This is a genomic window from Thermomonas beijingensis, from assembly GCF_020034655.1.
GTDB lineage: Bacteria > Pseudomonadota > Gammaproteobacteria > Xanthomonadales > Xanthomonadaceae > Thermomonas > Thermomonas beijingensis.
Window position 1 is genome coordinate 53,598 of record NZ_JAIQDJ010000005.1, and the last position, 26,042, is coordinate 79,639.

Consider the following 26,042-nt stretch of genomic DNA (forward strand, 5'->3'; position numbering starts at 1 on the left):
GCATCCGAGACTAATCAGCGCAGGCTTGCATGCACTTGATCGAAATCAACTGCGAGCCATTACACCAGCAGGGCCACTGCCTTGATTTGCACCCACAGCGCCATGCCGGGTTGCAATTGAAGGCGTTCCAGGGAGCGATGCGAAATCCGCGCCAGCAGCGGCGTGCCGTTGGCCAGCAAGCGCACCTGTACTTGTCCGCCGGGCAGTGCATCCAAGGTTTCCAAAGTGGCGGGCAACAGGTTCAGCAGGCTGGAATCATCGTGATGGTGCAGCGCCAGGCTCACATCGCGGGCTTGGATGCGTATCCGCAGGGGTGTGCCGGGTGGATGCGCGGGGCCGTGTGCGTATAGCGTGCCGGCGCGGGTGTGCAGGGCCAGCAGGCCGTGAGCATCACGGTCGATGACCTGTGCGTCCAGCACCACGCCGGCATCGTCACGCAGCGCCAGCGGCAAGTCATTGCGATTGAGCAGCTCCAGTGCAGGGCCGGCGCTGGTGATGTGGCCGGCTTCCATCAACACCAAATAATCGGCCAGCCGCGCCACTTCTTCCACCGCATGGGTGACATACAAGATGGGGATGCCGGCATCGCGGCGCACGGTTTCCAGAAACGGCAGGATCTCGCTGCGGCGCTGCGCATCCAGCGCGCTCAACGGCTCATCCAGCAACAAGACTTTGGGCGCCGTGACCAGCGCACGCGCCAGCGCCACGCGCTGCCGTTCACCGCCCGAGAGCGAATGTGGGCGACGTGCCAGTAGCGGTGTGAGTTGCAGGCGCTCGATCCATTGCGCAAGCAGCGCGGTGCTGGCACCCGCGCGCTTCCAGCCATAGCGCAAATTGCCTTCCACGTTGAGGTGAGGAAGCAGGGCGCTGTGCTGGAACACCATGCCCACTGCGCGGCGGTGCGCGGGCAAGCGAAATTGCGGAGCCTGCCAGAGTTCGCCAGCAATTTGCACCCCCCCACTGGCCGCCGGCTCCAACCCGGCGATGGCTCGCAGCAAGGTGCTTTTGCCGCAACCGGAGGGGCCAAACACCACTGTGGTGCCTTGCACGGGCAGGCGCAGGTCGGCGTGCAGTTGGAACGCGCTGCGTGCCAGCCGCAGGGAAATTTCCAGCGTGTTTGCAAGTTCAGCCATGCAACACCGCCGTGCGTCGGCCCAACCACTGCATCACCAGCAGCAGCGCAAACGAAAAGGCCAACAAGCAGGCTGCCAGCACATGCGCGTCGGCATACGCCATTGCTTCCACTTGGTCATACAGCAATACCGAGAGCACGCGGGTCTGGCCTTCGATATTGCCGCCTACCATCAACACCACGCCAAATTCGCCCACCGTATGCGCAAAGCCGAGCAGGCTGGCGGTGAGCAGCGAGGGCCGCGACAGTGGCAATACGACGCTGCAAAACCGATCCAGCGGGCCGGCGCGCAAACTGGCGGCAGCGTCCAGGGTATCCGTTGCAATTGCGGCAAAACCGGCTTGCAGTGGATGCACCACAAATGGCATCGAATACAGCACCGAGGCCAGCAGCAGGCCGCTGAAGGTGAATGCCAGACTGCCCAGTCCCAGTGATTGGGTCAGCTGCCCAATCGGGCCGGCAGGTGCCAGCCCGATCAACAGATAAAACCCCAGCACGGTCGGTGGCAGCACCATCGGCAATGCCACCACCGCGCCCACCGGCGCACGCCAGAATGAGCGACTACGCGCCAGCCACCACGCCAGCGGCATGCCCACGATCAGCAGAATCAGCGTGGTGAATCCCGCCAGTTTCAGGGTCACCCAGAGCGCGGCGATCCAGGCGGGGGTGTCGACTTGCATGGGTGATCAGTCGTAACCCAGCGCGTGGATTTGTTTTTGCGCGGCCGGGCTTTGCAGGTATTTCATAAAGCCGCGTGCCGCTGGATTTTTGTAGCCATGCTGGAGCAACACTGCGCTTTGCACGATGGGCGAATGCCAGCTGGCTGGCACATCCCAGCCCGAACCGGGCTTGCCCTGCTTGCCTGCCTGCAAAACCAGCGAGCGCGGCAACAGGCCCAGTGGTGCAGCACCGCTGATCACAAACTGGGTCGCCTGGCCCACGTTTTCACCCAATACCAGCTTGGGCTCCAGTTCCACCCAGCGGCGTACGTAGTTCAGGCTTTCGCGGGCGGCTTCGCCATAGGGTGCCAACGCTGGGTTGGCGATGGCCAAACGTTCGATATGACCTTTGCGCAGCAATGCCTCGCCATCGGTCACGGCGTCGCGATCACGGCTCCACAGCACCAGCCGACCGATGGCGTAGTCGTACACGGTGTTGCCATCGGCCATGCCTTCATCGGCCAAGCGTCGTGGTGTGGCGGCATCGGCCGACAGCAATACGTCGAACGGTGCGCCGTTGTGAATCTGTGCGTACAGCTTGCCGGTGGAGGCGGCGCTGACTTCGATGCGATGCCCTGTCTGCTTGGAATACGCACGGCCCAGTTGGCGCGCGGCATCGGCAAAATTGGCGGCCACCGCCAAGCGTGCGATGGGCGGCGGCGGTGGCAGTTTGGGCTTGCTGGTGAGCGGCACGGCAGCGGTCGTTGGCGCAGTCGTAGCAGGCCTTGCCACCATCGGCTTGGCGGCGGGCGCCGCTTGTGGCTTGGCTGGCGGGCTGGCCTGTGGGACGGCAGCCAGCGTTGTGCACGGCAGCGCCAAGGCTGCCGAAATCAACCATCCCAGAATCCATCCACGCTTCATGTTCAGCATCCGGTTGCGACGTTGCGTGAAGTCTATCCGGTTGCTTCGATGCCGGTACTGGTGAGGCCCGGCTATAATCCCCGATTCGTCAATTTTTGGTGCGCCCGCGTGTTTGAATCCCTGACCCAGCGCCTGTCCGGCACGATTGAACGCCTGCGTGGCCGTGGCCGCCTGAGCGAATCCAATATCAGCGAGGCCGTGCGCGAGGTGCGCATCGCCTTGCTGGAAGCCGATGTGGCACTGCCGGTGGTGCAAGCCTTGATCCAGCGCATCAAGGTGCGTGCGGTGGGGCAGGAAGTGCTGCGCTCGCTGTCGCCGGGCCAGGTGCTGGTCAAGATCGTGCGCGACGAATTGGCCATGGTGATGGGCGCGCAGGCATCCGACCTGAACCTCAATGTGCCGGCCCCTGCGGTGATTTTGATGGCCGGCTTGCAAGGTGCGGGCAAGACCACCACGGTGGCCAAGCTGGCCAAGCACCTGAAGGAAAAACGCAAGAAGAAAGTGATGGTGGTGTCCGCCGACGTCTACCGTCCGGCCGCGATCGAGCAATTGCAGACGCTGGCCGGTCAGGTGGGGGCGATTTTCTTCCCCTCCGATGCCTCGCAAAAGCCCGAGGCCATCGTCAAAGCCGCGATAGATGAGGCGCGCAAGACGTTTGCCGATGTACTGATTGTGGATACCGCCGGTCGCACCAGCATTGACGCTGCGATGATGGCCGAGATCAAAGCCCTGCACGCCGCAGTGAACCCGGTCGAAACCTTGTTCGTGGTCGATTCGATGACCGGCCAAGATGCGGCTGTGACGGCCAAGCATTTTGGTGAAGCACTGCCGCTGACCGGCGTAGTGCTGACCAAGACCGATGGCGATGCACGCGGCGGCGCGGCACTCTCGGTGCGCTACATCACCGGCAAGCCGATCAAATTTGTCGGCGTGGGCGAGAAGCCCGACGGCCTGGACGTGTTCCATCCCGAGCGCGCCGCCGGCCGCATCCTCGACATGGGCGACGTGCTGTCGCTGGTCGAACAGGTGGAATCGCAGGTCGATCAAGACAAAGCCAAAAAACTGGCCGAGAAAGTGGCCAAGGGCAAAAAGTTTGACCTCAACGACATGCGCGACCAGCTTGAACAAATGCAGAACATGGGTGGCTTGTCTGGCTTGATGGACAAACTGCCGGGCATGGGTCAGGTGCCGGAGTCGGTCAAGCAGCAAGTGACCGGCAAGGAAGTGCCGCGCATGATCGCCATCATCAATTCGATGACCAAAAAAGAACGCCGCAACCCGGATCTACTCAACGGCTCGCGGCGCGCGCGGGTGGCACGCGGCAGCGGCCTCACCCCGGCCGACGTCAACAAAGTGCTCAAGCAATACCAGCAGATGGAGAAAATGATGGGCAAGCTGGGCCGTGGCGGCATGAAGGGCATGATGCGTGGCCTGTCCGGCATGATGGGTGGGCGTGGCGGTATGCCGATGCGCTGATTTGGCGTAATGTTGCATCAACGTCGGAAGGTGTTCGATGCAGCAGCGTCTTGATTATCAGCATGCCTCGCCAGAGGCTTTCAAAGCCATGCTGCAGCTGGAGAGGCAGGTCCATCTAAGCGGCCTGGAAGCGTCGCTGCTCGAATTGGTCAAATCCCGCGCCTCGCAGCTCAATGGCTGCGCCTGGTGCCTGGACATGCACAGCAAGGATGCGCGGGCGCAGGGTGAAACCGAGCAGCGCGTGTACCTGCTGCCGGTCTGGCGCGATGCGCCCTGCTATACCGAGCGCGAGCGCGCGGCGCTGGCCTGGACCGAAGCGGTTACCGCGATAGCCGGTCCGCATGGCGTGGACGATGACGTCTATGGTGCGGCGCGCCGTCATTTCGATGAAAAATCGCTGGTGGACCTGACCCTGGCCATCATCGCCATCAATGGCTGGAATCGGCTGAATGTTGCATTTCGCACCCCGGTTGGCGATTACGTCAGCCCGCACTCGATAACGGGTTGAGCATGAGCAATGACATTCGCGTCAATACCGAGGTGGTGCGCGGATTCATTGTGTACTCGCGTATCGTGGGTTGGTTGCTGGTAGCGGTATCGCTGATCGTGCTGCTGGCGTGGGTGAGTGCTGTGGCGCCCTTGCAGATGTTTGCGCTCCCGGCTACCAGCATGCGTGCCGGCGCGGCCTTGGCTGGCGTGCTTGCCGGTGGCGCATTGCTGTTGTCGCACAGATGGCCATGGAGCAGCTTCCTGCTGTCCTTGCTGCTGACCCTGCTTGCGGGGTGCGAGCTGCTGGAATTTGCATCGGGTGCCAAGGTGATTTGTCTGCCTGATCTGGGGGGGCTGCTTCCACACTGGCCGAACAGGCCGCCCGGGAAAATGCTGGAACTGACGGCAGTGGCATTCACGCTGCTGGGGCTGGTGGGGATGGCGGTCGCGTCAAGGCAGGTGATTTGGCTGCGTGAGGCCTGCGCGCTTGCGGTCATCGCCATCACCATGGCGTCGATTGCCGCGTTCGGGCTTGTGCTGGCAGGGACAGCATTCAACCTGCCGCTCAGGATGCCGATCGTGACGGCGTCGCTGTTGCTGTTGCTGACGCTAGCGTGGATGGCATCGGTGCCATCCACCGGCTTGACGCGTATCGTGGTGGCCGACAGCCCGGGCGGTGCATTCGCACGTCGGCTGATCCTGCCTGCGTTGCTGCTGCCAAGCCTGCTGACCTTCCTGTTCGAGATGGTACAGGCGTGGCTGGGTGTGTCCGAAGCGCAGGCGCTTTCGCTGGCTGCGGTGGTGACCGGTGGCGTGGTCGCCGCCGCAATCCTGTGGGTGGCTTATCTGCTGGATCGCAGCGAGCGCCAGCGGCGTACCGTGCTTGCGTTGCGCACCGATGCCAACACCGACGGGCTGACCGGGCTGGCCAACCGGCGCGCGTTCGACGCGGGATTGGCGCAGGCGCTTCGGGAGAATGAGGATGTCGCGCTGCTGATCCTTGATCTCGACCACTTCAAAAGCTTCAACGATGATTTTGGCCATCAGGCAGGGGACGATGCATTGCGGGAGGCCGGGCGCCTGCTGCATGCGGAGCTGCGTCCGGGCGATCTGGCTGCACGCTATGGTGGCGAGGAATTCGCGGTTGTCCTGGTGCGGAGCGACGCAGAGCGCGTGGCGCAAGTGGGGCGGCGCATCCTGGCCGCGTTCCATGCCAGGCAGTGGCCCAACCGACCGGTGAGGGTGAGCATCGGTGCAGCGCTTGCGGTATCGGGCGAGGCGCCCGCCGGGCTGATCTCCCGGGCCGATGCGGCGCTCTATCGTAGCAAGCAGGAAGGGCGCGACCGTCTCACGATGGCGGCTGATGCGCCGGCGGAGGCGAAAGCGCCGCCCCTGGGGCATGCCTGACGGCCAGCGTGTGCCCCGCGCCTTGGAAGATCATGATGCTCAAGTGCTTGGCTGCGCCTTGAAAAAACGCTAAACTTGTCGGCTTACCCGGCCATCCCGGCCGCTGGGCAACACCGAGAAACTGCAATGGTCAAGATTCGCCTTACCCGTGGCGGCGCCAAGAAGCGTCCTTTCTACCACATCATCGTCACCGATGGCCGCAGCGCCCGTGATGGCCGCAACATCGAGCGCGTGGGTTTCTACAACCCGGTGGCGCAGGGTGCGGAAAAGCGCGTTGAGCTCAACCTCGATCGCGTCAAGCATTGGCTGGACAACGGCGCGCAGCTGACCGACAAGGTGGCTGATTTGTACAAGACCGCCGTCAAGGCTGCCTGATTCACCTTACATGGCGCCTGTTCGCAGGCGCTGTGACAGCGAGAGTCCTCCATGAACGCACCGGACAGCTCCCAGCGGATGATTGCCGTGGGTCGCCTGCATGGTGCGTTTGGCGTGCGTGGCGAGGTCAAGCTGGAAAGCTTCACCGAACCCGAAAAAGCCATTGCCCGCTATCAGCCGTGGACGCTGCGTGATGCGCGCGGTAACCAGCAGGTATGCGAAGGCGTGAAAGTGCGCGAAGGCGGCAAAGGACTGGTGGCAACCTTGCCGGGGGTCGATGATCGCGACGCCGCCGATGCGCTGCGTGGCGTCGATGTCTGGGTGCCCCGTTCGGCATTGCCACCGCCGCCGCCCGGCGAGTATTACTGGGTCGATTTGGAGGGGCTGCGCGTGGTCAATGCCGATGGCGCAGACTTTGGCCGCGTGTCGCATATCTTCAATAATGGTGCCAACGATGTGCTGGTGGCGCAGGGCGAGCGCGAGCGCATGATTCCGTTTGTGCTGCCTACGTACATCGTCTCGGTGGATTTCGATGCCGGCGTTGTCACGGTGGATTGGGACGCGGATTTTTGAGCGTCATGCGCTTCGACATCCTCAGCCTGTTTCCCGAATTCGTCGAACAAATCAGCGCGCACGGCGTAGTGGGGCGTGCGGGTGAGCGCGGGTTGTTGTCGGTGCATGGCTGGAATCCACGCGATTACGCCGAAGGCAACTACCGCCGCGTGGACGACCGCCCGTTTGGTGGCGGCCCCGGCATGGTGATGTTGATCGAACCTTTGCGCGCCGCGTTGGCGGCGATGCGCGCTGCCGATCCCGCGCCAGTGCGTGTGATTTACCTCAGCCCGCAGGGCCGGCCGTTGACCCAAGCCAAGGTGCGGCAATTGGCGTTCATGCCGCGCATTGCACTGCTGTGCGGGCGCTACGAGGGCGTGGATGAACGCCTGTTGCAAGCCGAAGTGGATGAAGAAATTTCGATTGGCGATTACGTGCTGTCCGGCGGCGAGTTGGCGGCGGCGGTGCTGATTGATGCGGTGGCGCGCCTGCAGGAAGGCGCGCTGAACGATGCCGAATCGGCCGTGCAAGACAGCTTTGAAGGCGATGGCCTGCTGGACTGCCCACATTACACGCGGCCGGTGGAACACGCGCTAGGCAGCGTGCCCGAGGTGTTGTTATCGGGAAATCACGCGGCCATTGCCTATTGGCGAAGGCAACAATCGCTCGGCCGCACCTGGCTTCGCCGGCCGGAGTTGTTGAACGAAGCGGAACTGTCCAAAGGCGATCGCGCCTTGCTGGACGACTTTCGCAGCCGATGGTTGCAGGCGGTGGATGAGCCGGACGACGACGGCCCAGACACGGTTTAAGGCCAACCTGCAATAGTGCGCCAAGTATTTGCCGCAAAACGGAAAACCCAGCTATAATACGCGGCTGGGCCAATCGCCCGTGTTGTACCGATGTCTGCTTTATCAGTGCCATGACGCGGGTCCACGTGCACTCGCGCAACAACGACTCCAACAGGCGCGTGCACAAGCACGCAATACACATCAATAGGTTGATCCCATGAACAAGCCCTCGATCCATACCCTGCTGCAAGATTTCGAATCCGCCCAAGCGACCCGCAAGATGCCCGATTTCGGCCCCGGTGACACCGTGGTGGTCAACGTGAAAGTGAAAGAAGGCAACCGTGAGCGGGTGCAGGCTTACGAAGGCGTGGTGATCGGCAAGAAGAACGCTGGCCTGAACTCCGCGTTCACCGTGCGCAAGATCTCGCATGGCTTTGGCGTCGAGCGCGTATTCCAGACCCACAGTGCCACCATCGACTCGGTGGAAGTCAAGCGTCGTGGCGCGGTGCGCGCCAGTAAGCTGTACTACTTGCGTGGTTTGGAAGGCAAGAAGGCCCGCATCAAGGAAGACTTGGCTGGCAATGCCAAGGCGCGCGCCAAGGCGGCTGCCGCGGCTGTCGAGTAATCCAGCGCTTCGCGTGATGCACAGCGGCCACCTTCGGGTGGCCGTTTGCGTTGGAATCTCCGGGAATTTGCAGATGACATTGGTGGATGACAGCGGTAGCGTTCGTCTTGATTTGTGGCTCTGGGCCGCGCGTTTTTTCAAGACCCGCGCATTGGCCAAGCACGCGATTGAAACCGGCAAGGTGGAGGTGGGAGGGCAGCGCGCCAAACCTGCGCGTGGCGTGCGGGTGGGGGATGCGCTGCGCGTGCAACGCATGGAAGAGGTTTTCGAACTCGACGTGCTCATGTTGTCGGTGGTACGTGGCCCGGCGGCTATTGCGCAGACGCTGTATCGCGAATCCGAAGCCTCACGTGCGGCGCGTGAACTCGCCCGCGCCCAGCGCGCCGCCGAGCGTGCCGGCTACCATCCACCCGAGACCAAGCCCGACAAGCGCGCACGTCGCTTGATTCGGGCGCTGGGGGATATCGACGCGCTGTAGGCTAAGGTAGCGCCTGTCCACTGCCGCCGTTTCCGCCACGTCCATGTCCACACGCGCCACTCGTTTGTTGAAATTGCTGGATGCATTGCGCCAGCGTCGGCAGCCGGTATCGGGTGTGCAACTGGCGGAGACGTTTGGCGTCAGCCTGCGCACCCTGTATCGCGACATCGACACCTTGCGCGGACAGGGCGCGGACATTGCCGGCGACCCCGGTATTGGCTACCAATTGCGCCCCGGCTTTCTGCTGCCACCGATGATGTTTTCGGAAGAAGAACTCGAGGCGATGGTGCTGGGCACGCGCTGGGTGGCGTCGCATGCCGACCCGGAGCTGGCGACGGCGGCACGCGGCGCAATGGACCGCATCCTTGGCATCCTGCCGGAGGGCCTGCGCTTGCAGGTGGAAACCGGTGGCTTGTTCGCGCCGGATTGGCGCCCTTCGGCCCCGGAGCCTTGGTTGCCGACGCTGCGCCGCGCCATCCGTGGCCAGCGAGCCCTGCATCTGGCCTATGCCGATGCTGGCAAACGGGTCTCGCAGCGTACGATCTGGCCGTTTGCGATGGCTTTCCTCGATGATCGCCGCTTGCTGGCCGCGTGGTGCGAACTGCGCGGGGAGTTTCGCCATTTTCGCGCTGATCGCGTGCTGGGGCTGGAAGATGCCGGGCGCGGCTACCCGGAGACACGGCATGGTCTGCTGCGGCGCTGGCGCGTGCAGGAGCAGCTGCGCCAGCGTGACCGCGTCACTGCTGACAGAAATTGACAGCAGGGCCGGCGCACACTGCGGGCTCACCCCGACCCGATCAAGGAGCCTTCATGAGCACGCAATTGCGCTTCTACACCCACCCGATGTCGCGCGCCCGGATTACCCGCTGGATGCTGGAAGAAACCGGCCTGCCTTACGAAGAGGTTGTGCTGGAGTACGGCACCACGATGAAGGCGCCCGAGTTCCTTGCCATCAATCCGATGGGCAAGGTGCCGGCGCTGTTGCACAACGGCGTGGCAATCACCGAGAACGCCGCCATCTGTCTGCATCTGGCCGATCTGGTGCCGGAGCTGGGCCTGCTGCCACCGCCGGGCACGCCAGAGCGTGGCGCTTGCTACCGTTGGATGCTGTTCGCCAGCCCGCTGGAGTTCTTCATTACCGCACGCCGCCACGGCAGCATCGCACCGTCGATGGAGTCTGGTTACGGCAACGAGGCTGACCTGCTGCGCACGCTGGAAGGCGCAGTGGCGGGCAAGCGCTTTCTGGTGGGCGACCGCTTCACCGTGGCCGACCTCTACCTGTCCGCCTTCATCGGCTACTACATCCAGATTGGTGAGCTGGAGCCCAGGCCGGTGTTTCAGGACTATGCAATGGCACATTCGCAGCGACCAGCCTGTCAGCGTGCGACTGCGCACGATGAAGGCTTGCTCAAGCCGAAAGCGGAGCCGTCGGTAAACGCGGCGCATTAATCCTGCCGCTTCGACAAAATTGCTGCAGTTTCCGCAGCGATATCCTCGATACATGCCTGCATCTGCGCACGCCGGGTGCGGAAGCTGAGTACGCACACCCGCCCGAGGAAGCGTTCGCCCACTTGCGCGCCGGTGAGCATCACGCGCCCGCGTGCCGTCACCCGTTGCATCAGCGTGCGGGTGGCGGCGTTCTGCGCTTCCAGCGTGGGTAGCGATCCGTGTTCCAGATGGAAGGCAAATAGCGACAGCTGCGGCGGCGCATCCATCACGATGCCGGGGATCTTCGCGACCTCGCCGGCGGCCCAGCATGCCAGGCCGCGCTTTTCCGATAGCGCGGCACGGTAGCGATCGCTGCCAAGCAGCTTCAGTGTCAGCCATATGCGCAGGCCGGGAAAACCGCGCGACAGGTCGGGGCCGTACTGCGCCGGGTCGTAGAACTCGTTCTGGTTGTCCGGCAGATAGCCGGCCTCGGAGGCATGCAGTGCGCGTAGTGCTTCGCCGTCGCGTACCAGCAGCGCGCCGGTGCCGTAGGGCAGGAACAGGCCCTTGTGCGGGTCGAGGGTAAGCGAATCCGCACGCGGTAGCCCGGCCAGCAGCGGGCGCAGCTCCGGCACCATGTGGAAGAACGCGCCGTAGGCGCCATCGACGTGGTGCCACAGCGCTTCGCGTGTGCACAGTTCGGCCACTGCGTCGATCGGATCGACCGCGCCGGTGTTGGTGGTGCCGGCGGTGGAGAACACCATGAAGGGTTTCAGCCCCGCCGACCGGTCGGCGCCGATGGCCAGCTGCAGTGCGTCCACGCGCATCCGGAAGTTTTCATCGACTTCGATGGTGCGTACGCGATCGTGGGCGATACCTGCCAGCCGCGCCGCTTTGGTGATTGAATGATGCGATTGCGAGGACACGTACAGCGTGCCAGCGCGGATGTCGGTGCCTAGGCGCTGCTCGCGCGCTGCGGCAATCGCGTTGAACATCGCCATCGAGCCGCCGGGGGTGAATATGCCGCGCGCCGTCGCCGGGAACTGCATCCACCCGCGCATCCAGTCCAGCGCGTTGGCCTCCAGTTGCACCAGCGCCGGGGCCGCCTGCCAGATACCGGTGTAGCGGTTGGCGGTGTCGGCGATAAAGTCGGCGAGCGCTGCCGGATAGATGCCGCCGCCGGGAATGTAGGCCAGATAGCCGGGGCCGGGTGTGCCGAATGAGCGAGGAATCCACTGCTCGAACAACGGGTCGAGCAGCGCGTCCAGCGTGGTGCCGTCCAGCGGTTCCGGCTCGGCCAGCGATCGGCACAAGTCTTCAATGCCGTCGAAATTCCCGTTCGATGGCATGCTTCCCAAGCCTGCTATGTGTGCAACTGCACGTTCGACCACCGCATGGCCCATGGCGCGCATGGTTTCGGGCGTGAATTCGAGATTGGCGGGATCGTTCATGGCGTCATCGTCATGCAAGGCAAGGAATTGTGCCGGCTGCGATCGCTGCAACGGATGCCGCAAATTGGGCCGTGCACGGTTCAGTCTGCATCCGCAATGGGCCACGGCGGTAGTTCGCTGTTGCGCTGGAATTCGAAAATCAACCGGGTTTCGATATGCGCCACTTCCTCGCGCTCGGTGAAGGCGGTCAGGGTGAAGTTGCGCAGGTGGTCGCTGTTGCGCACGCCGACGTGGACGAGGAAGTCGTCGGCGCCGGCGACGTGATAACAGGCCAGCACTTCCGGCAGTGCCAGCAGGTGGGCATGGAAACCATCGACCAGCGCACGCGAGTGTTTGGCCAGCCGTACCGACACCATCGCCTGCAGCCCGATGCCGATCGCCTGCGGCGCAATCTCGGCGTGGTAGCCCAGCAACACCTTGTCTTCGCGCAGCTTGCGCACCCGTTCGAGCGCAGTGGACTGCGCGATCCCCACTTTTCCGGCAAGGTCTTTGTTGGGTAGCCGTGCATTCTTCCGCAACAAGCGCAACAAGGCGTAATCGATTCGATCAAGTGTGGTCATATGATTGAATTTCAAAATACTATTCGACATGAATTATAGTTGTCGAACAATGTTCTAGCATGGAATGAATATTCCATGTGGGGAAGTGCCATGCATCGTTTTCAAACCATCGCCGTCCACGCCGGGCGCGAAGATTTTGGCGAGCTTTGCGTACATGCGCCGCCACTGGATTTATCCACCACCTACCCAATCGCGGATCTCGATGTGGCGGGGGCCAGTTTTGATGCGCTGATTGGTGGCAAGCATGATGCCGCCAACCCGATCTATGCGCGCCTGCACAACCCCACCGTGGCACGCACCGAAAACGCGATTGCCAAATTGAAGGGTACCGATGCCTGCGTGGCATTTGCCTCGGGGATGGCGGCGCTCACCGCCGTATTGCTGGCACGTCGCGCGCATGGTGGCCATGTGCTAGTGGTGCGGCCGTTGTATGGCACATCGGACCACCTGTTGGCCAGTGGCATGTGCGGGTTAGAGGCAGAGTTCGTGGCTGCCGAAGACATTGCCACCAAACGCCGCGCCGATACCGTGCTGGTGGTCATCGAAACCCCCGCCAATCCCACCTTGGATTTGGTCGATATCAAAACAGTGATAGCGGCTGCCGGCGAGGTGCCGGTGCTGGTGGATTCCACTTTCGCCACGCCAGTCCTGCAAACCCCTGCGGCACTCGGTGCCACCTATGTACTGCACAGTGCCACCAAATTTCTGGGTGGGCATGGCGATGTGATTGCCGGCGTAGTGTGTTGCGATGAAACCCACGCCGGGCCACTGCGCACCGTGCGTGCTGCGACGGGTGGCTTGCTGCACCCATTGGCGGCGTATCTGTTGCATCGTGGCTTGCCTACGTTGAAATTGCGCGTCGAAGCAGCGCAAGCCAATGCGCAAGTCTTGGCGCAACGGTTGGCTGGGCATCCGGCGGTGAACAAGGTGTTTTATCCGGGGCTGGGCACGGTACGCAATGCGCAGTTGTTGGGGACGCAAATGTGTGGCCCCGGCACGCTGATGGCATTCGAGTTGGCTGGTGGGCATGCCGCTGCTGCCAAGGTGATGGCCACGGTCAAAGTGATGACGCCGGCGGTAAGTCTGGGCTCCATCGATACCCTGATCCAACATCCCTCCGGGCTCACCCATCGCATGGTGGATCCTGCGGCAAAAGCAGCTGCCGGGATTACCGATGGCCTGCTGCGGCTGTCGGTGGGAATCGAGGATGTGGAAGACCTGTGGGCGGACCTGGCGCAGGCATTGGGCTGAACCTGTTTTTTGCAGCTGCGCCGGCATTTATCCTGCGGCGCGTTGCAACAGACGGGTGACCCGTACCGTTCCATCGGGGACGGGTTGGCTATGGCGCATCGCATGCAGCCATTGCGGCAGTAAATGCGAGGCGGCGGTGATCGCATCGATCAGTGCTTGATCGGGGTTGCGCTTGCGTCCGGCATGCTTGGCCGCCTGCTCGGCGGCGCGGCCAAGATCTGCCAGCTGGGTGGCCCCAATCACCGGGGCCGAGCCTTTGAGCGTGTGAAATGCACGCGAGAGCGCTCGCGTGGGGGCTGGATTGGAGAAATCCTTGCACCAAGCGGCAAGCGCGTTTTCGACATTTTTGGTGATGTCTTCAAGCTCCAGCAAAAACACTTCGCGCATCTCGGGATCAACGTCGCGGGCTAACGCGGGTTTGCCAGAAGATGAGGATCGTCGCGGCGCAGGTTGTGACCCCGAGCGAGAAAACAAACGCTGGAACAGGGCCGAAATCCAATTACTCAAGCGCATCCCCCACTCCGGTTAGATGCGGCAGAGTGGCATAAGCCTAGGCTTGCCACAATGCACACCGCCGGCACCGGGTGAGATGTGCCGGGCATGTGGGGTCGCGGCCTTCAGCGCCCACCGCCACCAAACAACGAACTGCCAATTTTGAGCGCATCGCTCAAACCCAGTTGGCCATCGCCGTCTTGATCGAGCAAAGAGCCCAGCAGCCCGCCACTGGTGCCGCCTTGTTGGCGGATCGCCTGGTGTTCTTGCCCCAACAAGCCACTGAGCGCATCTGCACCACCGGCATCCCCCGACATTCGCTTGCCAAGGTAGGCCATCACGATCGGAGCCAACATTTGCAGCAGTTGGCCAGACTGCGCATGCGGCAAACCAGTGGCTTGGGCCACGCCAGCCTGTGCGCTGTCTTGTTGGCCACCAAAAATATGCCCCAAAATGCCGGCCCCATTGGCCTCTGCACCGCCGCCGCCGCCCAACACCGCGCCCAATACACTGCCGATATCCAGCCCGCTGTGATTGTTCTGTAGCGCACCCAGCAAGGCCTGTGCACCTTCGGGACTGGCGGCATTGCTGCCCAGTTTGCCCATCAGCAAAGGCAAGGCGGTGCTGATGGCACCCGATGCCTGTACGGGATCAAGCCCCAGCTGGCTGGCGATTTGTTGCAAGGGTGCGCCTTGTAGCTGGGCGGCAAGGTCTTGGGTCATGGCGGTCATGGGGCATTCCTGCGGAGGCGAACGCCCATCCTACGTCGGCAAGGTGAAAAATAGGCAAGACGGCTGCAGGATAGGGCGCCTGCATTCGGTTATAGCCCCAACGCCTTGGCCACGCCGGCACCATAGGCCGGGTCGGCCTTGCTGCAGTTGTCAATGTGGCGCTGCTTGATGAAGTCCGGCGCGTCGCCCATCGCGCGGGCAGTGTTGTCGAATAGCATCTGCTGCTGGGCCGGATTCATCAGTCGGAACAGGTCGCCGGGCTGCTTGTAGTAGTCGGCATCGTCCTCGCGGAAATTGAACCAGTCAGCGACGTTGCCGATCTTCAATGGCGGCTCGCGGAACTGCGGCTGTTCCTGCCACTGCTGGAAGCTGTTGGGCTCGTAATGCGGCAGCCCGCCGTAGTTGCCGTCAACCCGGCCGATGCCGTCGCGATGGTTACTGTGCACCGGGCAGCGTGCGGCATTGACCGGGATTTGCTGGTAATTGGTGCCCAGCCGGTAGCGCTGCGCGTCGGCATAGTTGAACAGCCGCGCCTGCAGCATCTTGTCTGGCGACACGCCAATCCCGGGGACCAGGTTGCCGGGTGCGAACGCGCTCTGTTCGACGTCGGCGAAGAAATTCTCCGGGTTGCGGTTGAGCTCGAACTCGCCGACCTCGATCAGCGGATAGTCCGCCTTCGGCCACACCTTGGTCAGGTCGAACGGGTGGTAGGGCACCTTCCCGGCATCGGTCTCCGGCATCACCTGCACGAACATCGTCCACTTCGGGAAGTCGCCGCGCTCGATGGCGTCATACAGGTCGCGCTGGTGGGTCTCGCGGTCGTTGCCGATGGCCTCGGCCGCTTCGGCATCGCTGAGGTTGCGGATGCCCTGCTGGGTGCGGAAGTGGAACTTCACCCAGAAGCGCTCGCCAGCCGCGTTCCAGAAGCTGTAGGTATGCGAGCCGAAACCGTGCATGTGGCGGTAGCTGGCGGGAATGCCGCGGTCGCTCATCACGATGGTGATCTGGTGCAGCGCTTCCGGCAGCAGGGTCCACCAGTCCCAGTTGTTGGTGGCGCTGCGCAGGTTGGTGCGTGGGTCGCGCTTGACCACCTTGTTGAGGTCGGGGAACTTGCGCGGGTCGCGGATGAAGAACACCGGGGTGTTGTTGCCCACCATGTCCCAGTTGCCTTCCTCGGTGTAGAACTTCAGCGCGAAGCCGCGGATGTCGCGCTCGGCATCGGCCGCGCCGCGCTCGCCGGCGACGGTGGTGAAGCGGGCGAACAGTTCGGTCTGCTTGCCGACTTTCTCGAACAGCTTGGCGCGGGTGTAGCGGGTGATGTCCTGGGTGACGGTGAACGTGCCGAACGCGCCCGAGCCCTTGGCGTGCATGCGCCGCTCCGGGATCACCTCGCGCACGAAGTTGGCCAGCTTCTCATTCAGCCACACATCCTGTGCCAACAGCGGGCCGCGTGGGCCGGCGGTGAGGCTGTTCTGATTGTCGGGCACCGGCGCACCGAAGTCAGTGGTCAGGTGAGTGGCCGGATATTGCTTATTGCTGTCGCTGGGCTTGCTCATGATCGATCCTTTGCGGACGTGGGCGATGACGCCACGATAGGCGCTTTCCGCTGTGCTGAGAAATCGAATGATGTGATTCTTTGAATAGAAATTGCCTATAGATGGAGAGATGCAGTCGATTGACTGAATCAGTCCTGCATTGGTCCATTAATCCGCTTGTCCCAATCCTCGACCGTGCCTTGCTGCAGGCGGCGTTCAATGAGTTTTCGCCACGACGGCACCAGCGGCAGTACCAGTGCCGGTTTCAGCTGTGCCGGGTCGAGTGCGCGCCCGTAGAGCAGCTGGGTCAGCCGGGTCAGTGGCCAGTCGGGATGGGGGCGCTCGCGCAAGGTCAGGGTATCGCCGGTACAGGCATCGCCGGCTTGCAGCACGCGGTAATACCAACCGCAGCGGCCGGTGGTTTGCACGCGACGGGCCATGTCGGGCAGGCCGAAGCGGTCGTTGAGCTTCCAGCAGGGTTGCCGGCCCTGGCTGATTTCCAACAGGGCGCTGCCCAGCTGGAAGCGGTCGCCGAGGCAGACCGTGGCTTCGGTCATGCCGCGCGTGCTGATGTTTTCGCCAAACGCGCCGGGTTGTTGCAGCACGGGTGTATCGCCCAGTTCGCTGCGCCATGCGGAGTAATGATCGAAGGGGTAGTGATGTACGGCTTTGTCGATGCCGCCGTGCACGCGCGGATCGCCTTGTTCATCGCCTTCCAGCCCGAGTTCGCCGATGCGTACTGCGCCGATGCATGGCCGCTTGGCGATCGCGCTGATCGCGCCCGGTCGCGTGTACGCCACCGCCTTGCCGGCAAGCAATGCATCCACATGCACCGCAAGCGGCGCGGTCACGGCAATGCCTTCAGCCGATACAGCGCTTCCAGCGCTTGCTTGGGCGTGAGCTCGTCGGGGTCGATCGAGGCCAGTGCATCCAGTGCGGCAGAAGATGGAGCGAATAGGCCGAACTGTTGCGGTGTATCCAAGGCGGGCGCGCTCAAGGGGGTGACGGGTGTATTGCGGTTATGCGATTCCAGCTCGGCCAAGCGTGCCCGCGCCTGTTGCAGCGCGGCTTTGGGCAGGCCAGCCAGGGCCGCCACCTGCAGGCCAAAGCTGCGGTTGGCGGGGCCTGGACGTACTGCGTGCATGAACACCAACGCGTCACCATGCTCCACCGCATCCAGATGCAGATTGGCAATCCCGCTGCCGGGTTCGGCCAGCGCGGTGAGTTCGAAATAATGCGTGGCAAACAGCGAGTAGCTGCGGTTGCTGGCAGCGAGCTGGCGTGCCACCGCATCGGCCAGTGCGAGGCCGTCATAGGTCGAGGTGCCGCGCCCGATTTCATCCATCAACACCAGTGATTGATCGGTGGCGTGGTGCAGGATGTAGGCGGTTTCGCTCATTTCCACCATGAAGGTGGATTGGCCGCGGGCCAGATCATCACCGGCGCCGATGCGGGTCAGGATGCGGTCGATCGGGCCGATGGTCGCTTTCGCTGCCGGCACAAAACTGCCGATGCAGGCCAGCAATACGATCAGTGCGTTCTGGCGCATGAAGGTGGATTTGCCGCCCATGTTGGGGCCGGTGATGATGTACATCCGCGTGGCGTCATCGAAGACGAGATCGTTGGGCTCGAACGGCGCGTCGCGCAACGCTTCCACCACCGGGTGACGGCCGCGCTCGATGGCAATGCCGGGGATGTCGCGCAGCTGCGGCATCGCCCAATCCAGCGTGTTGGCGCGTTCGGCAAAACTGGCCAGCACATCGAGTTCGCTGAGTGCACTGGCGCAGGCGCGCAGCGGTTCCAGTTGCGTGTTCAAATGATCCAGCACGCCGTCGTACAGGAGCTTTTCACGCGACAGCGAACGTTCGCGCGCGGACAGCACTTTGTCTTCGAACTGTTTCAATTCTTCGGTGATGTAGCGCTCGGCACCGGTCAGGGTTTGCCGCCGCGTGTAGTGCACCGGCGCTTTGTCGGCCTGGCCCTTGCTGATTTCGATGAAGTAGCCGTGCACGCGGTTGTAGCCCACTTTCAGGGTGGGAATGCCACTGGATGCGCGCTCGCGCTGTTCCAGATCAATCAGGAATTGGTCGGCATGGGTGGATAGCTGGCGCAGCTCGTCGAGTTCGGCATCAAAGTCGTCGGCAATCACGCCACCATCACGTGCCAGCAGCGGTGGTTGCGCAACGATGGCCGCGTGCAGGAAGGCCGCGGTGGCGTCGAACTCGCCCAGTTGCAGGTGCAGGCTTTGCAACCGCGGTGAATCCAGCGGCACCAGCAAGCCGCGCAATGTCGGCAGCAGCGCCAAGCCATCGCGCAGGGTAGCCAGGTCGCGCGGACGGGCGCTGCGCAGGGCGACACGCGACAGGATGCGCTCCATGTCGCCCAAGCTGCGGAAGGCTTCGCGCAACGCGTTCTCGACGCGATGTTCGATCAGGGTTTGCACAGCATGGTGACGCTGCCCCAGCGTGCGGCGGTCACGCAATGGGCGGTGCAGCCAGCGCCGCAACAGGCGGCCACCCATCGGCGAAATGGTGGAGTCCAGCACGCCCAGCAAGGTGGCCTTTACATCGCCATCCACACGCGAATCCAGCTCCAGGTGCCGGCGCGTGGCTGCGTTCATGGCGATGGCGTCGTCGCTGGTTTCCAGCGCAATGCTGCGCAGATGCGGCAGGCGCTGCTTCTGGGTTTCTTCGATATAGCCCAGCAGCGCGGCGGCGGCGGCGATGGCCAGCGGGCGATCCTCGATGCCAAATGCGGTGAGGTCATGCACACCAAAAAATTGCAGCAGTTGGCGGCGGCCGGAATCGGCATCGAACAGCCACGGTGCACGTCGGCGCAGGCCACGTGCTTCCAACGCGCAGGCCGGCCAACCGTCTTCATCGGCAAGCAAGGTTTCCACCGGTTGCAGGCGGGCGAGTTCCGCTTCCAGCGCGTCGTCACCCGCCACTTCGTTCGCACGCAAGCGACCGCTGGACAGATCCGCCCACGCCAACCCGTAGCCATGCTTCCCGCGTGCAATCGCCAGCAACAGCGTGTCGCGGCGTTCGTCCAGCAGTGCTTCGTCCGTCACGGTGCCGGGCGTGACGATACGCACCACTTTGCGTTCGACCAAACCTTTGCTGAATGCCGGGTCGCCGATCTGCTCGCAAATGGCCACCGATTCGCCCAGCGCCACCAAGCGCGCCAGATAGCCTTCGGCGGCGTGATAGGGCACGCCGGCCATCGGGATCGGCTGCCCCGCGGATGCGCCGCGCTGGGTCAGGGTGATGTCCAGCAGCCGTGCTGCCTTGCGCGCATCGTCATAAAACAGCTCGTAGAAATCGCCCATCCGGAAAAACAGCAACACCTCCGGATGCTCCGCCTTGGCGGCGAAGAACTGCTTCATTAGCGGGGTGTGTTCGGCCGGTTTGTCGGACGATTTGGGCGCTTGGCTCACGGAATCCACAGGTCTGTGCAATCAGCAGCAACCACCAGGGGTATCGGCATACGAGTTGGTGGTGGCGGCGGCTACGCCGGTGGTTTCACCGCGCAGGCTGGCGGCGTGGTGTTCGGCGACCACGCGTGCCACGCAGGCGGTGACCGCTTTACCCATCGGGATGTGCAGGAATTCGTTGGGGCCGTGGGCGTTGGAGTGCGGGCCCAGCACGCCGGTGATCATGAACTGTGCGCCCGGGAATTTCTCGCCCAGCATGCCCATGAACGGGATGGTGCCGCCTTCGCCCATGTACATCGCCGGTTTGCCGAAAAATTCCTGGCTGGCGTGATCGATTGCGCCTTCCAGCCACGCGGCGAGGGCGGGTGCGTTCCAGCCGGTGCTGGCTTTTTCCAGCGACAAGCTGACCTCGGCCCCATAGGGTGGATTCTTCAGCAGGGCTTCTTGCAGCAATTCACCGCCGCGTTTGCCGTCCAGCGTGGGCGGCAGGCGCAAGCTCAGTTTGGCGGCGGTGAACGGGCGCAGCACATTGCCGGCCGACGCCAACGGCGGGATGCCATCCATTCCGGTGATCGACAGCGCCGGCCGCCACGTACGGTTGAGCACCAGCTCGGTGCGGTCGCTGCCCATCGGCGCCATGCCGGGCAGGAACGGGAATTTGTCGAACACTTCGTCGCCCAGCACTTCGGCCACTTTGGCCGCCTGCACGCGGCGTTCGGCGGGGATGTCCACATGCATGCCGTCGATCAGGATGCGGCCGGTGTCTTCGTCTTCGATCCGTGACAGCAAGTCACGCAGCACGCGGAAGCTGGACGGCACGATGCCCGAGGCATCGCCCGAGTGCACGCCCTCGGAGAGCACTTTCACGGTCAGGTTGCCACCGGTCAGGCCACGCAGCGAGGTGGTGCACCACAACTGTTCGTAATTCCCGCAGCCCGAATCCAGGCATACCACCAGCGAGGGCTTGCCGATGCGCTCGGCCAGATGGTCCACGTAGAAGGGCAGGTCATTACTGCCGGATTCTTCGCAGGCTTCGATCAGCACCACGCAGCGCGCATGCGCCGCGCCTTGCGCTTGCAGGGCCATGATCGCGGTCAGCGAGCCGAAAATCGCATACCCATCGTCCGCACCGCCGCGTCCGTACAGGCGGTCGCCTTCCAGCACCGGCAGCCATGGGCCTTTGTCTGCATCCCAACCGGTCATTTCCGGCTGCTTGTCCAAATGGCCATACAGCAGCACGCAGTCATCGTTGCGGCCGCCATTGGCGGCGGGGATATCGATGAAAATCAGCGGCGTGCGGCCTTCCAGCTGGACCACGTCCAGCTGCATGCCGGGGATGGGCTGGGCGCTGGCCCACGCTTGCAGCAGTGCCACGGCGCGATCCATATGCCCGTTTTGCACCCAATCGGCGTCGAACATCGGCGATTTATTGGGAATACGGATGTATTCCACCAGCTGCGGAACGATTTCGGCATCCCATTTGGCAGCCACGAACTCACGGATCTGGGTGGCGTTGATGTGGCTGGTGTGCATGGCGTCCCTGTGCAGTGATGTGGCGATGCGGCAATTGTAACGCTCACCTTCGCATTCCCCCATCACCGGGAGGGACTGCGGACGGCCAGTCAGATTTTTCCTACGCAAGGCCGGGATATCTTCCGATGGATGATCGGCACAAATCCGATAGCCTTCTGACCACGGGCCAGACACGCTATGTCCATCCCCACGCCACGCTTGCTCGGGTGGACTTCGGCAAAAAAAAGTTGAGTGATCGGTGATGAAGCTGTTGTTGAAATCCTGGGGGCTCCTGGTACTGCTGCTTTGCGCAGGGCTGGCGCTGTCGGCGGAACGGGTGAATATCAATACCGCCGATGTGGCGACGCTGGATCGCGTGCTGGTCAATGTTGGCCCGGTCAAGGCGCAGGCAATCGTGGATTACCGCACCGCCAATGGTGCGTTCCGCAGCCCTGAGCAATTGGCGATGGTCAAGGGCATTGGCCTGAAGACGGTAGAAGCCAATCGGGATCGCATCATGGTCAGTAATGCACGGCCAGTGATGCAACCGGTTGGGCAAACCGATGGCAAGGCAAACTTGCAACAATTAGTGCATCGATGAGCCCGAGGCGTTCCGAATTTACCGAGGTAGAGAGTGTGCATGACAGGTTGGATGCGACGCTGATGGCAAGCGTCTTGCGGGCGCAGGATTACCGCAGGATGCCCTGGAAAAATGCGGCCGGTTGGACATCGGAGGTGCTGCGGGTTCCCGATTGCGAGGATTGGAATTGGCGGCTGTCGATTGCGGATATCGAGGCCGATGCCGCATTTTCGACGTTCCCGGGCGTGGATCGTTGGTTGGTGTTGCTGTCTGGAAATGGAATGCGCCTGAAGTTTGACGATGGCCACATCCGGACTCTGTTGCCGCCGCATGGGGAAGCACGATTTTCAGGAGAGCAGCCATTGACAGGGGAGTTGCTGGAGGGACCCAGTCGCGATTTCAACCTCATGTGGAAGCGCGCTTGCGTCACTGCACAAACCTGGCGGCGGCCTTTGGTTGGGCCAATGGTGTTATTTGTCGATCGCAGTGAAACCTGGGTGATTTATCTGTTGGCAGGGCAGGCTGAATTTAACGCGGAATGCGGATTGCCCCGGATGCAGCAAGGTGACACCGCAATTTTGCAAGGTGGCGACGAGCGCACACGTTATGCACTGGAGGGGGGGGGCGAGGTGCTGATGATCTGCCTCCAGCAATTGGATGCCAGTTGCCCGCAGCAGCAAATTCAAAGTTAAAGGCGACGGTACAAGGAACCACCGTCGCTGCGGCACATGGATGTGCCGCACCCATTCTGGTCAGGCAGTGACAAGTAGCAGTGGCCGGTGTCCTGTTGCTGCAGCACGAGGACGTGCCGCGCCCTGGCATGCTGTGCCGGCTTGCTGTGCCAGCTAGGGCGCAATCTTGCGCTTCAGCGCCAGTGCCACTGCCGGAGGCAGGCGTGGCATGGCGCGCAGCATCCACGGCAGCAACCGGCGTTTGGCACCGGAGAGTGATTCCGGCACCATCGCTTCGATCAAGTGTGGACCGGGCGTGTGCAGAGCATTGCTCATTGCCTTGTTGAAGCCTGCAGCGGTATCCGTGCGAACCGCCAGCACGCCCATCCCCTGCGCCAGCTGTTGAAAATCCAGCACCGGGCCATGCAAGTCAAGCTGGGCACGTGCTTTGGTCCCCGCTTGGCCGGCACCCACACGGTCCAATTCGACGTTGAGCACCGAATAGCTGGCATTGTTGAAGATGATCGCAGTAACGTTGAGTTGTTCACGCGCCAGCGTCCACAGCGCTTGAATGGTGTACATCGCGCTGCCATCGCCGATCAATGCAATCACCGGGCGGTCCGGGCAGGCAATGGCTGCGCCCACCGCATTGGGGAGTCCTTGGCCAATTGCACCGCCAGTGAGCGTGATGAGGTCGTGACGCGGCGCGCCTTGGGTCATGACACCCAGCAGCAGGCCGGAGGTGATGGCCTCATCAATGATGATGGCATTGTCGGGGAGCAATGCGCCTACCGCTTTGCAGACTTTGGCGGCCGTCAGCTTTCCGCGTGGCGTTGTGGGGCGCTGCGGGGCTTGCAGCGGTGCAGGCGTATTGCCCGCGCCCAGTGCGGCGACCAATTTGACCAAACTGGCGGCGGCGTCTTGTGCCGGGGTGGCCAGGGTGTGCACGTGGCAACCTTCCGGCACCAATTCGCTTTTCTTGCCGGGGTAGGCAAAAAACGACACTGGCGATTTGGCATCGACCAGGATCAGGTGTCGCGTGTCGCGCAGTTGCACGCTGGCCAATTCGGCCAGATAGGCGATGCGTTCGATGGCGGGCAGCCCTGCGCCGCGCGGCAGGCGCGTTGGGAAAACCTCGCAAAACAGCTTGACTGCGCTGTGCGCAGCGATGCGTGCCGCATCCAGCAAGGCGGGCTCCAGCAGGGCTTGTCCGCCCAGCAGGAATGCGCAGGGCTCGCCACTGCGAATGGCATCGACAATCGCGGCAATACACGCATCGTCGGCCACCGGCGGGGCCGGTGCAGCCAGCGGCGGGCAGGGAGTGCCGCCTTCGCCCCACGACACGTCAGCGGGCAGGATCAAGGTTGCCACTTGGCCGGGCAAGCCGCGTGCGCAGGTGATGGCGTCGACGGCGTCGCTGCACAGACTGGCTGTGCTGCGTGCGGTGCGCACAAAACCGGGCGAGACATTGCGCGCCACGGTTTCGATATCCGATTGCAACTGCGCATCCAGCGGCACGTGGTAGGTCGCGTGATCGCCAATGATATTGAGCACCGGCACCTTGCCCTTGCGTGCGTTATGCAGGTTGGCCAGCCCATTGCCCAGCCCGCAGCCCAAATGCAGCAAGGTGGCGGCGGGTGTGCCAGCCATCCGTGCGTAGCCATCGGCGGCACCGGTGGCGACGCCTTCAAACAGGGTCAACACGGCGCGCATCCTGGGCTCTGAGTCCAAGGCTGCAACAAAGTGCATCTCGCTGGTGCCGGGGTTGGAAAAACATACGTTGATGCCGGCATCGGCCAGCGTTTTCATCAATGCTTGCGCGCCATTCATGCGGAATTTTTCACAGCCCGGTGGTGATGGAACGTGCCGCAGCGCGTGCGGTAAGAATGCAGCCAGGCAGGAACGTGCCTTCCAGTGAACGCTTGCCGCAGGCGCCGCCACCGCCGAAACCGGCGGCCTCGCCGACGCAATACAGGCCGGCAATTGCCTGACCATTGGCATCGAGGGCCCGGCTTTGCAGATTGGTGCGCAGCCCACCCAAACTCTTGCGTGTGATCAATTGCATGCGGATGGCGATATAGGGCCCAGCACCGGGCTTCTGCAGCGGGGCGGGTTTGCAAGTGCGCAGCCGGTCCGAGCCCCATTGACGGGCATGCATGATGCGGCGGATCTGGTCGTCGTTTTGCCCACGATTACCGTTGCTGAAATTGGCATCGAAGGCATCTGCGCTGGCCTGCAAGGTTTGCGGGTCGATGTCCTCGGTGCCGGTGAGTGCATTCATTTGAGCCGCAAGCCCGGACAGGCTTGCATCGGTCAAGAAATCCGGGCTGTCCTGCTGCATTTGGCGCAACAAGCGCGCGTTGCCAAACAATGTTTCCGAAAGCAGCGGCAACCACTTCTGATCACGGATATTCGGGTTGTGTTCGGCTCCTGAAATGGCAAATTCCTTCAGTGCGATACGACGATTGAGCAGATGCCACGTCCACGGACGTTCTTGTTGTGCCACTTGCTGACAGAGCCAATGGGTATCGAACCCCGTGACCAATGGCTGCGGGCCGATGCGTTCGCCACGATGATTGAGCCACAGTGCCGATTTGCATGGGATGGTGGATAAGCCGTGGCCGTCGAAATGCGGCTGCGGGTGCGCAATGCCGGCAGCATAGTTCCACATTTCACCGGCATGGGTGATCTGCGCCCCCAGACCGGCCGCCAGATGATGCAAGCTGCCATCGGAATACGGGTGCGCGCCATTGAGCATGGTCATCGGCTGCGGACGGTCGCGTGGCCAGTGTTTGCGGACCTCACTCAGGTTGCCATTGATACCGCCCATCGCAAGTACCACCGCATCGGCTTCAATTCCAAACTGCACGCGGTTGGCTTCATCGAATACCTGTGCACCGGTCACGCCACCACCGCCGTAGTTCAAGCCGATAGCGCGATGGCGATGCAGCAAGGTGAGCTTGGCACCGGTGTCCACGGCATGCAGTGCTGCAATCAAGCGCCGTACCAGCGTGGTCGAGCCACCCCACAGCAGGTGGTAACGCGGCACGCTATTGCCTTCGCCGTACAGGCCGCGTTCCACCCAATTCACCGCCGGAAGGAAGCTGATGCCGAATTGTTGCAGCCAGTCGTACACCTGCGGCCGCGACTGCTCGACATAGTGGCGCGCCCATTGAATTGGTAGCGGATCATTGAGATCCAGCTCGCCAAACCGCAGCCAGTCGCGCAGTGCGATCTCGGGGGTGTCGATGATGTGTTTGCGTGCCTGTAGCGGAGTGCCCACCAGGGCCATTCCTCCAAACGCCCACAGCGCAAGTCCGCCAAAGCGTTCGGGCGTGTCGCGATCGACCAGAATCACGTCACGACCGCCGCGCAGGCATTCCAGCGCAGTCACGATTCCAGCCAGCCCGCCGCCGATCACCAGCACATCCGATTGCAGTGTCGTCATGCCCCTCGCTCCTGGATCATTGCCTTCTGGAAGCTTGCCCCTTGTGCC

At 62.8% G+C, this 26,042-nt stretch carries 26 protein-coding genes; 13 read left to right on the forward strand and 13 right to left on the reverse strand.

What is annotated here, in order from left to right; all coding sequences use genetic code 11:
* Positions 1-59: 59 nt before the first annotated feature.
* From modC to modA, 3 genes are read right to left on the reverse strand one after another with little or no spacing between them, the layout of a single operon-like run.
* Positions 60-1,133: a molybdenum ABC transporter ATP-binding protein gene (modC, locus tag K7B09_RS09645; protein ID WP_223629250.1), complete on the reverse strand. Its 1,074-nt coding sequence runs from the start codon at positions 1,131-1,133 to the stop codon at positions 60-62.
* The gene (modB, locus tag K7B09_RS09650) at positions 1,126-1,812 is read right to left on the reverse strand and encodes a molybdate ABC transporter permease subunit (RefSeq protein ID WP_223629251.1); all 687 of its coding nucleotides are present in this window, start codon (positions 1,810-1,812) and stop codon (positions 1,126-1,128) included. Before modB ends, modC begins: the two co-directional genes overlap by 8 nt.
* A 6-nt stretch (positions 1,813-1,818) precedes the next feature.
* Complete coding sequence (gene modA / locus K7B09_RS09655; RefSeq protein ID WP_263296782.1) at positions 1,819-2,712, reverse strand: molybdate ABC transporter substrate-binding protein; 894 nt, start codon at positions 2,710-2,712, stop codon at positions 1,819-1,821.
* 108 nt (positions 2,713-2,820) lie between these two features.
* Here modA and ffh point away from each other — a divergent pair, with 108 nt between their 5' ends.
* From ffh to K7B09_RS09710, 10 genes are all read left to right on the forward strand, one after another.
* A complete protein-coding gene (gene ffh / locus K7B09_RS09665; protein ID WP_223629252.1) occupies positions 2,821-4,188 on the forward strand; it encodes a signal recognition particle protein in 1,368 nt (455 codons plus the stop codon).
* 37 nt (positions 4,189-4,225) lie between these two features.
* Positions 4,226-4,696 carry a carboxymuconolactone decarboxylase family protein gene (locus tag K7B09_RS09670; RefSeq protein ID WP_223629253.1) on the forward strand — a complete coding sequence of 157 codons (471 nt, stop codon included), beginning with the start codon at positions 4,226-4,228 and terminating at the stop codon, positions 4,694-4,696.
* A 2-nt stretch (positions 4,697-4,698) separates the two neighbouring features.
* The gene (locus tag K7B09_RS09675) at positions 4,699-6,084 is read left to right on the forward strand and encodes a GGDEF domain-containing protein (RefSeq protein ID WP_223629254.1); all 1,386 of its coding nucleotides are present in this window, start codon (positions 4,699-4,701) and stop codon (positions 6,082-6,084) included.
* A gap of 126 nt (positions 6,085-6,210) precedes the next feature.
* Positions 6,211-6,459 (forward strand): 30S ribosomal protein S16, encoded by a 249-nt coding sequence (gene rpsP, locus K7B09_RS09680; RefSeq protein WP_223629255.1) that lies wholly within the window; start codon positions 6,211-6,213, stop codon positions 6,457-6,459.
* Positions 6,460-6,510: 51 nt separating this feature from the next.
* Positions 6,511-7,032, forward strand: coding sequence for a ribosome maturation factor RimM (gene rimM, locus K7B09_RS09685; RefSeq protein WP_223629256.1), 522 nt, complete (start codon positions 6,511-6,513; stop codon positions 7,030-7,032).
* A 5-nt stretch (positions 7,033-7,037) separates the two neighbouring features.
* A complete protein-coding gene (gene trmD / locus K7B09_RS09690) occupies positions 7,038-7,820 on the forward strand; it encodes a tRNA (guanosine(37)-N1)-methyltransferase TrmD (protein WP_223629257.1) in 783 nt (260 codons plus the stop codon).
* Positions 7,821-8,016: 196 nt separating this feature from the next.
* A complete protein-coding gene (gene rplS, locus K7B09_RS09695) occupies positions 8,017-8,424 on the forward strand; it encodes a 50S ribosomal protein L19 (RefSeq protein ID WP_223629258.1) in 408 nt (135 codons plus the stop codon).
* Positions 8,425-8,497: 73 nt separating this feature from the next.
* A complete protein-coding gene (locus K7B09_RS09700) occupies positions 8,498-8,902 on the forward strand; it encodes an RNA-binding S4 domain-containing protein (protein WP_223629259.1) in 405 nt (134 codons plus the stop codon).
* Positions 8,903-8,945: 43 nt separating this feature from the next.
* Positions 8,946-9,659 (forward strand): helix-turn-helix transcriptional regulator, encoded by a 714-nt coding sequence (locus K7B09_RS09705; RefSeq protein ID WP_223629260.1) that lies wholly within the window; start codon positions 8,946-8,948, stop codon positions 9,657-9,659.
* 53 nt (positions 9,660-9,712) lie between these two features.
* The gene (locus K7B09_RS09710; RefSeq protein WP_223629261.1) at positions 9,713-10,351 is read left to right on the forward strand and encodes a glutathione S-transferase family protein; all 639 of its coding nucleotides are present in this window, start codon (positions 9,713-9,715) and stop codon (positions 10,349-10,351) included.
* Here K7B09_RS09710 and K7B09_RS09715 read toward each other — a convergent pair.
* Together K7B09_RS09715 and K7B09_RS09720 are read right to left on the reverse strand one after the other, a co-directional pair.
* A complete protein-coding gene (locus K7B09_RS09715; protein WP_223629262.1) occupies positions 10,348-11,781 on the reverse strand; it encodes a pyridoxal phosphate-dependent decarboxylase family protein in 1,434 nt (477 codons plus the stop codon). The genes K7B09_RS09710 and K7B09_RS09715 overlap by 4 nt on opposite strands.
* Positions 11,782-11,861: 80 nt before the next feature.
* Positions 11,862-12,341 (reverse strand): Lrp/AsnC family transcriptional regulator, encoded by a 480-nt coding sequence (locus tag K7B09_RS09720; RefSeq protein ID WP_223629263.1) that lies wholly within the window; start codon positions 12,339-12,341, stop codon positions 11,862-11,864.
* A 90-nt stretch (positions 12,342-12,431) separates the two neighbouring features.
* On the opposite strand from K7B09_RS09720, the gene K7B09_RS09725 reads away from it, so the two are divergent.
* Positions 12,432-13,592 carry a trans-sulfuration enzyme family protein gene (locus K7B09_RS09725; RefSeq protein WP_223629264.1) on the forward strand — a complete coding sequence of 387 codons (1,161 nt, stop codon included), beginning with the start codon at positions 12,432-12,434 and terminating at the stop codon, positions 13,590-13,592.
* 27 nt (positions 13,593-13,619) lie between these two features.
* Here the strand turns inward: K7B09_RS09725 and K7B09_RS09730 are convergent, their stop codons facing one another.
* From K7B09_RS09730 to K7B09_RS09755, 6 genes are all read right to left on the reverse strand, one after another.
* Complete coding sequence (locus K7B09_RS09730; RefSeq protein ID WP_263296785.1) at positions 13,620-13,979, reverse strand: Hpt domain-containing protein; 360 nt, start codon at positions 13,977-13,979, stop codon at positions 13,620-13,622.
* 230 nt (positions 13,980-14,209) lie between these two features.
* Entirely contained in the window at positions 14,210-14,815 is a 606-nt protein-coding gene (locus tag K7B09_RS09735; RefSeq protein WP_223629266.1) for a DUF937 domain-containing protein, read from the reverse strand.
* Positions 14,816-14,904: 89 nt separating this feature from the next.
* A complete protein-coding gene (locus tag K7B09_RS09740; protein WP_223629267.1) occupies positions 14,905-16,371 on the reverse strand; it encodes a catalase in 1,467 nt (488 codons plus the stop codon).
* 128 nt (positions 16,372-16,499) lie between these two features.
* Entirely contained in the window at positions 16,500-17,201 is a 702-nt protein-coding gene (locus tag K7B09_RS09745; RefSeq protein ID WP_425507857.1) for an MOSC domain-containing protein, read from the reverse strand.
* Positions 17,198-19,735 carry a DNA mismatch repair protein MutS gene (gene mutS, locus K7B09_RS09750; RefSeq protein WP_223629268.1) on the reverse strand — a complete coding sequence of 846 codons (2,538 nt, stop codon included), beginning with the start codon at positions 19,733-19,735 and terminating at the stop codon, positions 17,198-17,200. The genes K7B09_RS09745 and mutS overlap by 4 nt, the downstream gene beginning before the upstream one ends.
* Positions 19,736-19,807: 72 nt before the next feature.
* Positions 19,808-21,301: a M20 family metallopeptidase gene (locus tag K7B09_RS09755; protein WP_223629344.1), complete on the reverse strand. Its 1,494-nt coding sequence runs from the start codon at positions 21,299-21,301 to the stop codon at positions 19,808-19,810.
* Positions 21,302-21,557: 256 nt separating this feature from the next.
* On the opposite strand from K7B09_RS09755, the gene K7B09_RS09760 reads away from it, so the two are divergent.
* On the forward strand, positions 21,558-21,896 hold the full coding sequence (locus tag K7B09_RS09760; RefSeq protein WP_223629269.1) for a ComEA family DNA-binding protein: 339 nt from the start codon (positions 21,558-21,560) through the stop codon (positions 21,894-21,896).
* Positions 21,897-21,958: 62 nt separating this feature from the next.
* Positions 21,959-22,567: a HutD/Ves family protein gene (locus K7B09_RS09765; RefSeq protein WP_223629345.1), complete on the forward strand. Its 609-nt coding sequence runs from the start codon at positions 21,959-21,961 to the stop codon at positions 22,565-22,567.
* A gap of 153 nt (positions 22,568-22,720) precedes the next feature.
* On the opposite strand, the gene K7B09_RS09770 is transcribed toward K7B09_RS09765, so the two are convergent.
* Together K7B09_RS09770 and K7B09_RS09775 are read right to left on the reverse strand one after the other, a co-directional pair.
* Positions 22,721-24,376 (reverse strand): acetolactate synthase large subunit, encoded by a 1,656-nt coding sequence (locus tag K7B09_RS09770; protein WP_223629270.1) that lies wholly within the window; start codon positions 24,374-24,376, stop codon positions 22,721-22,723.
* Positions 24,377-24,386: 10 nt separating this feature from the next.
* Positions 24,387-25,994 (reverse strand): FAD-dependent oxidoreductase, encoded by a 1,608-nt coding sequence (locus tag K7B09_RS09775; RefSeq protein ID WP_223629271.1) that lies wholly within the window; start codon positions 25,992-25,994, stop codon positions 24,387-24,389.
* Between the last annotated feature and the right edge of the window lie 48 nt (positions 25,995-26,042).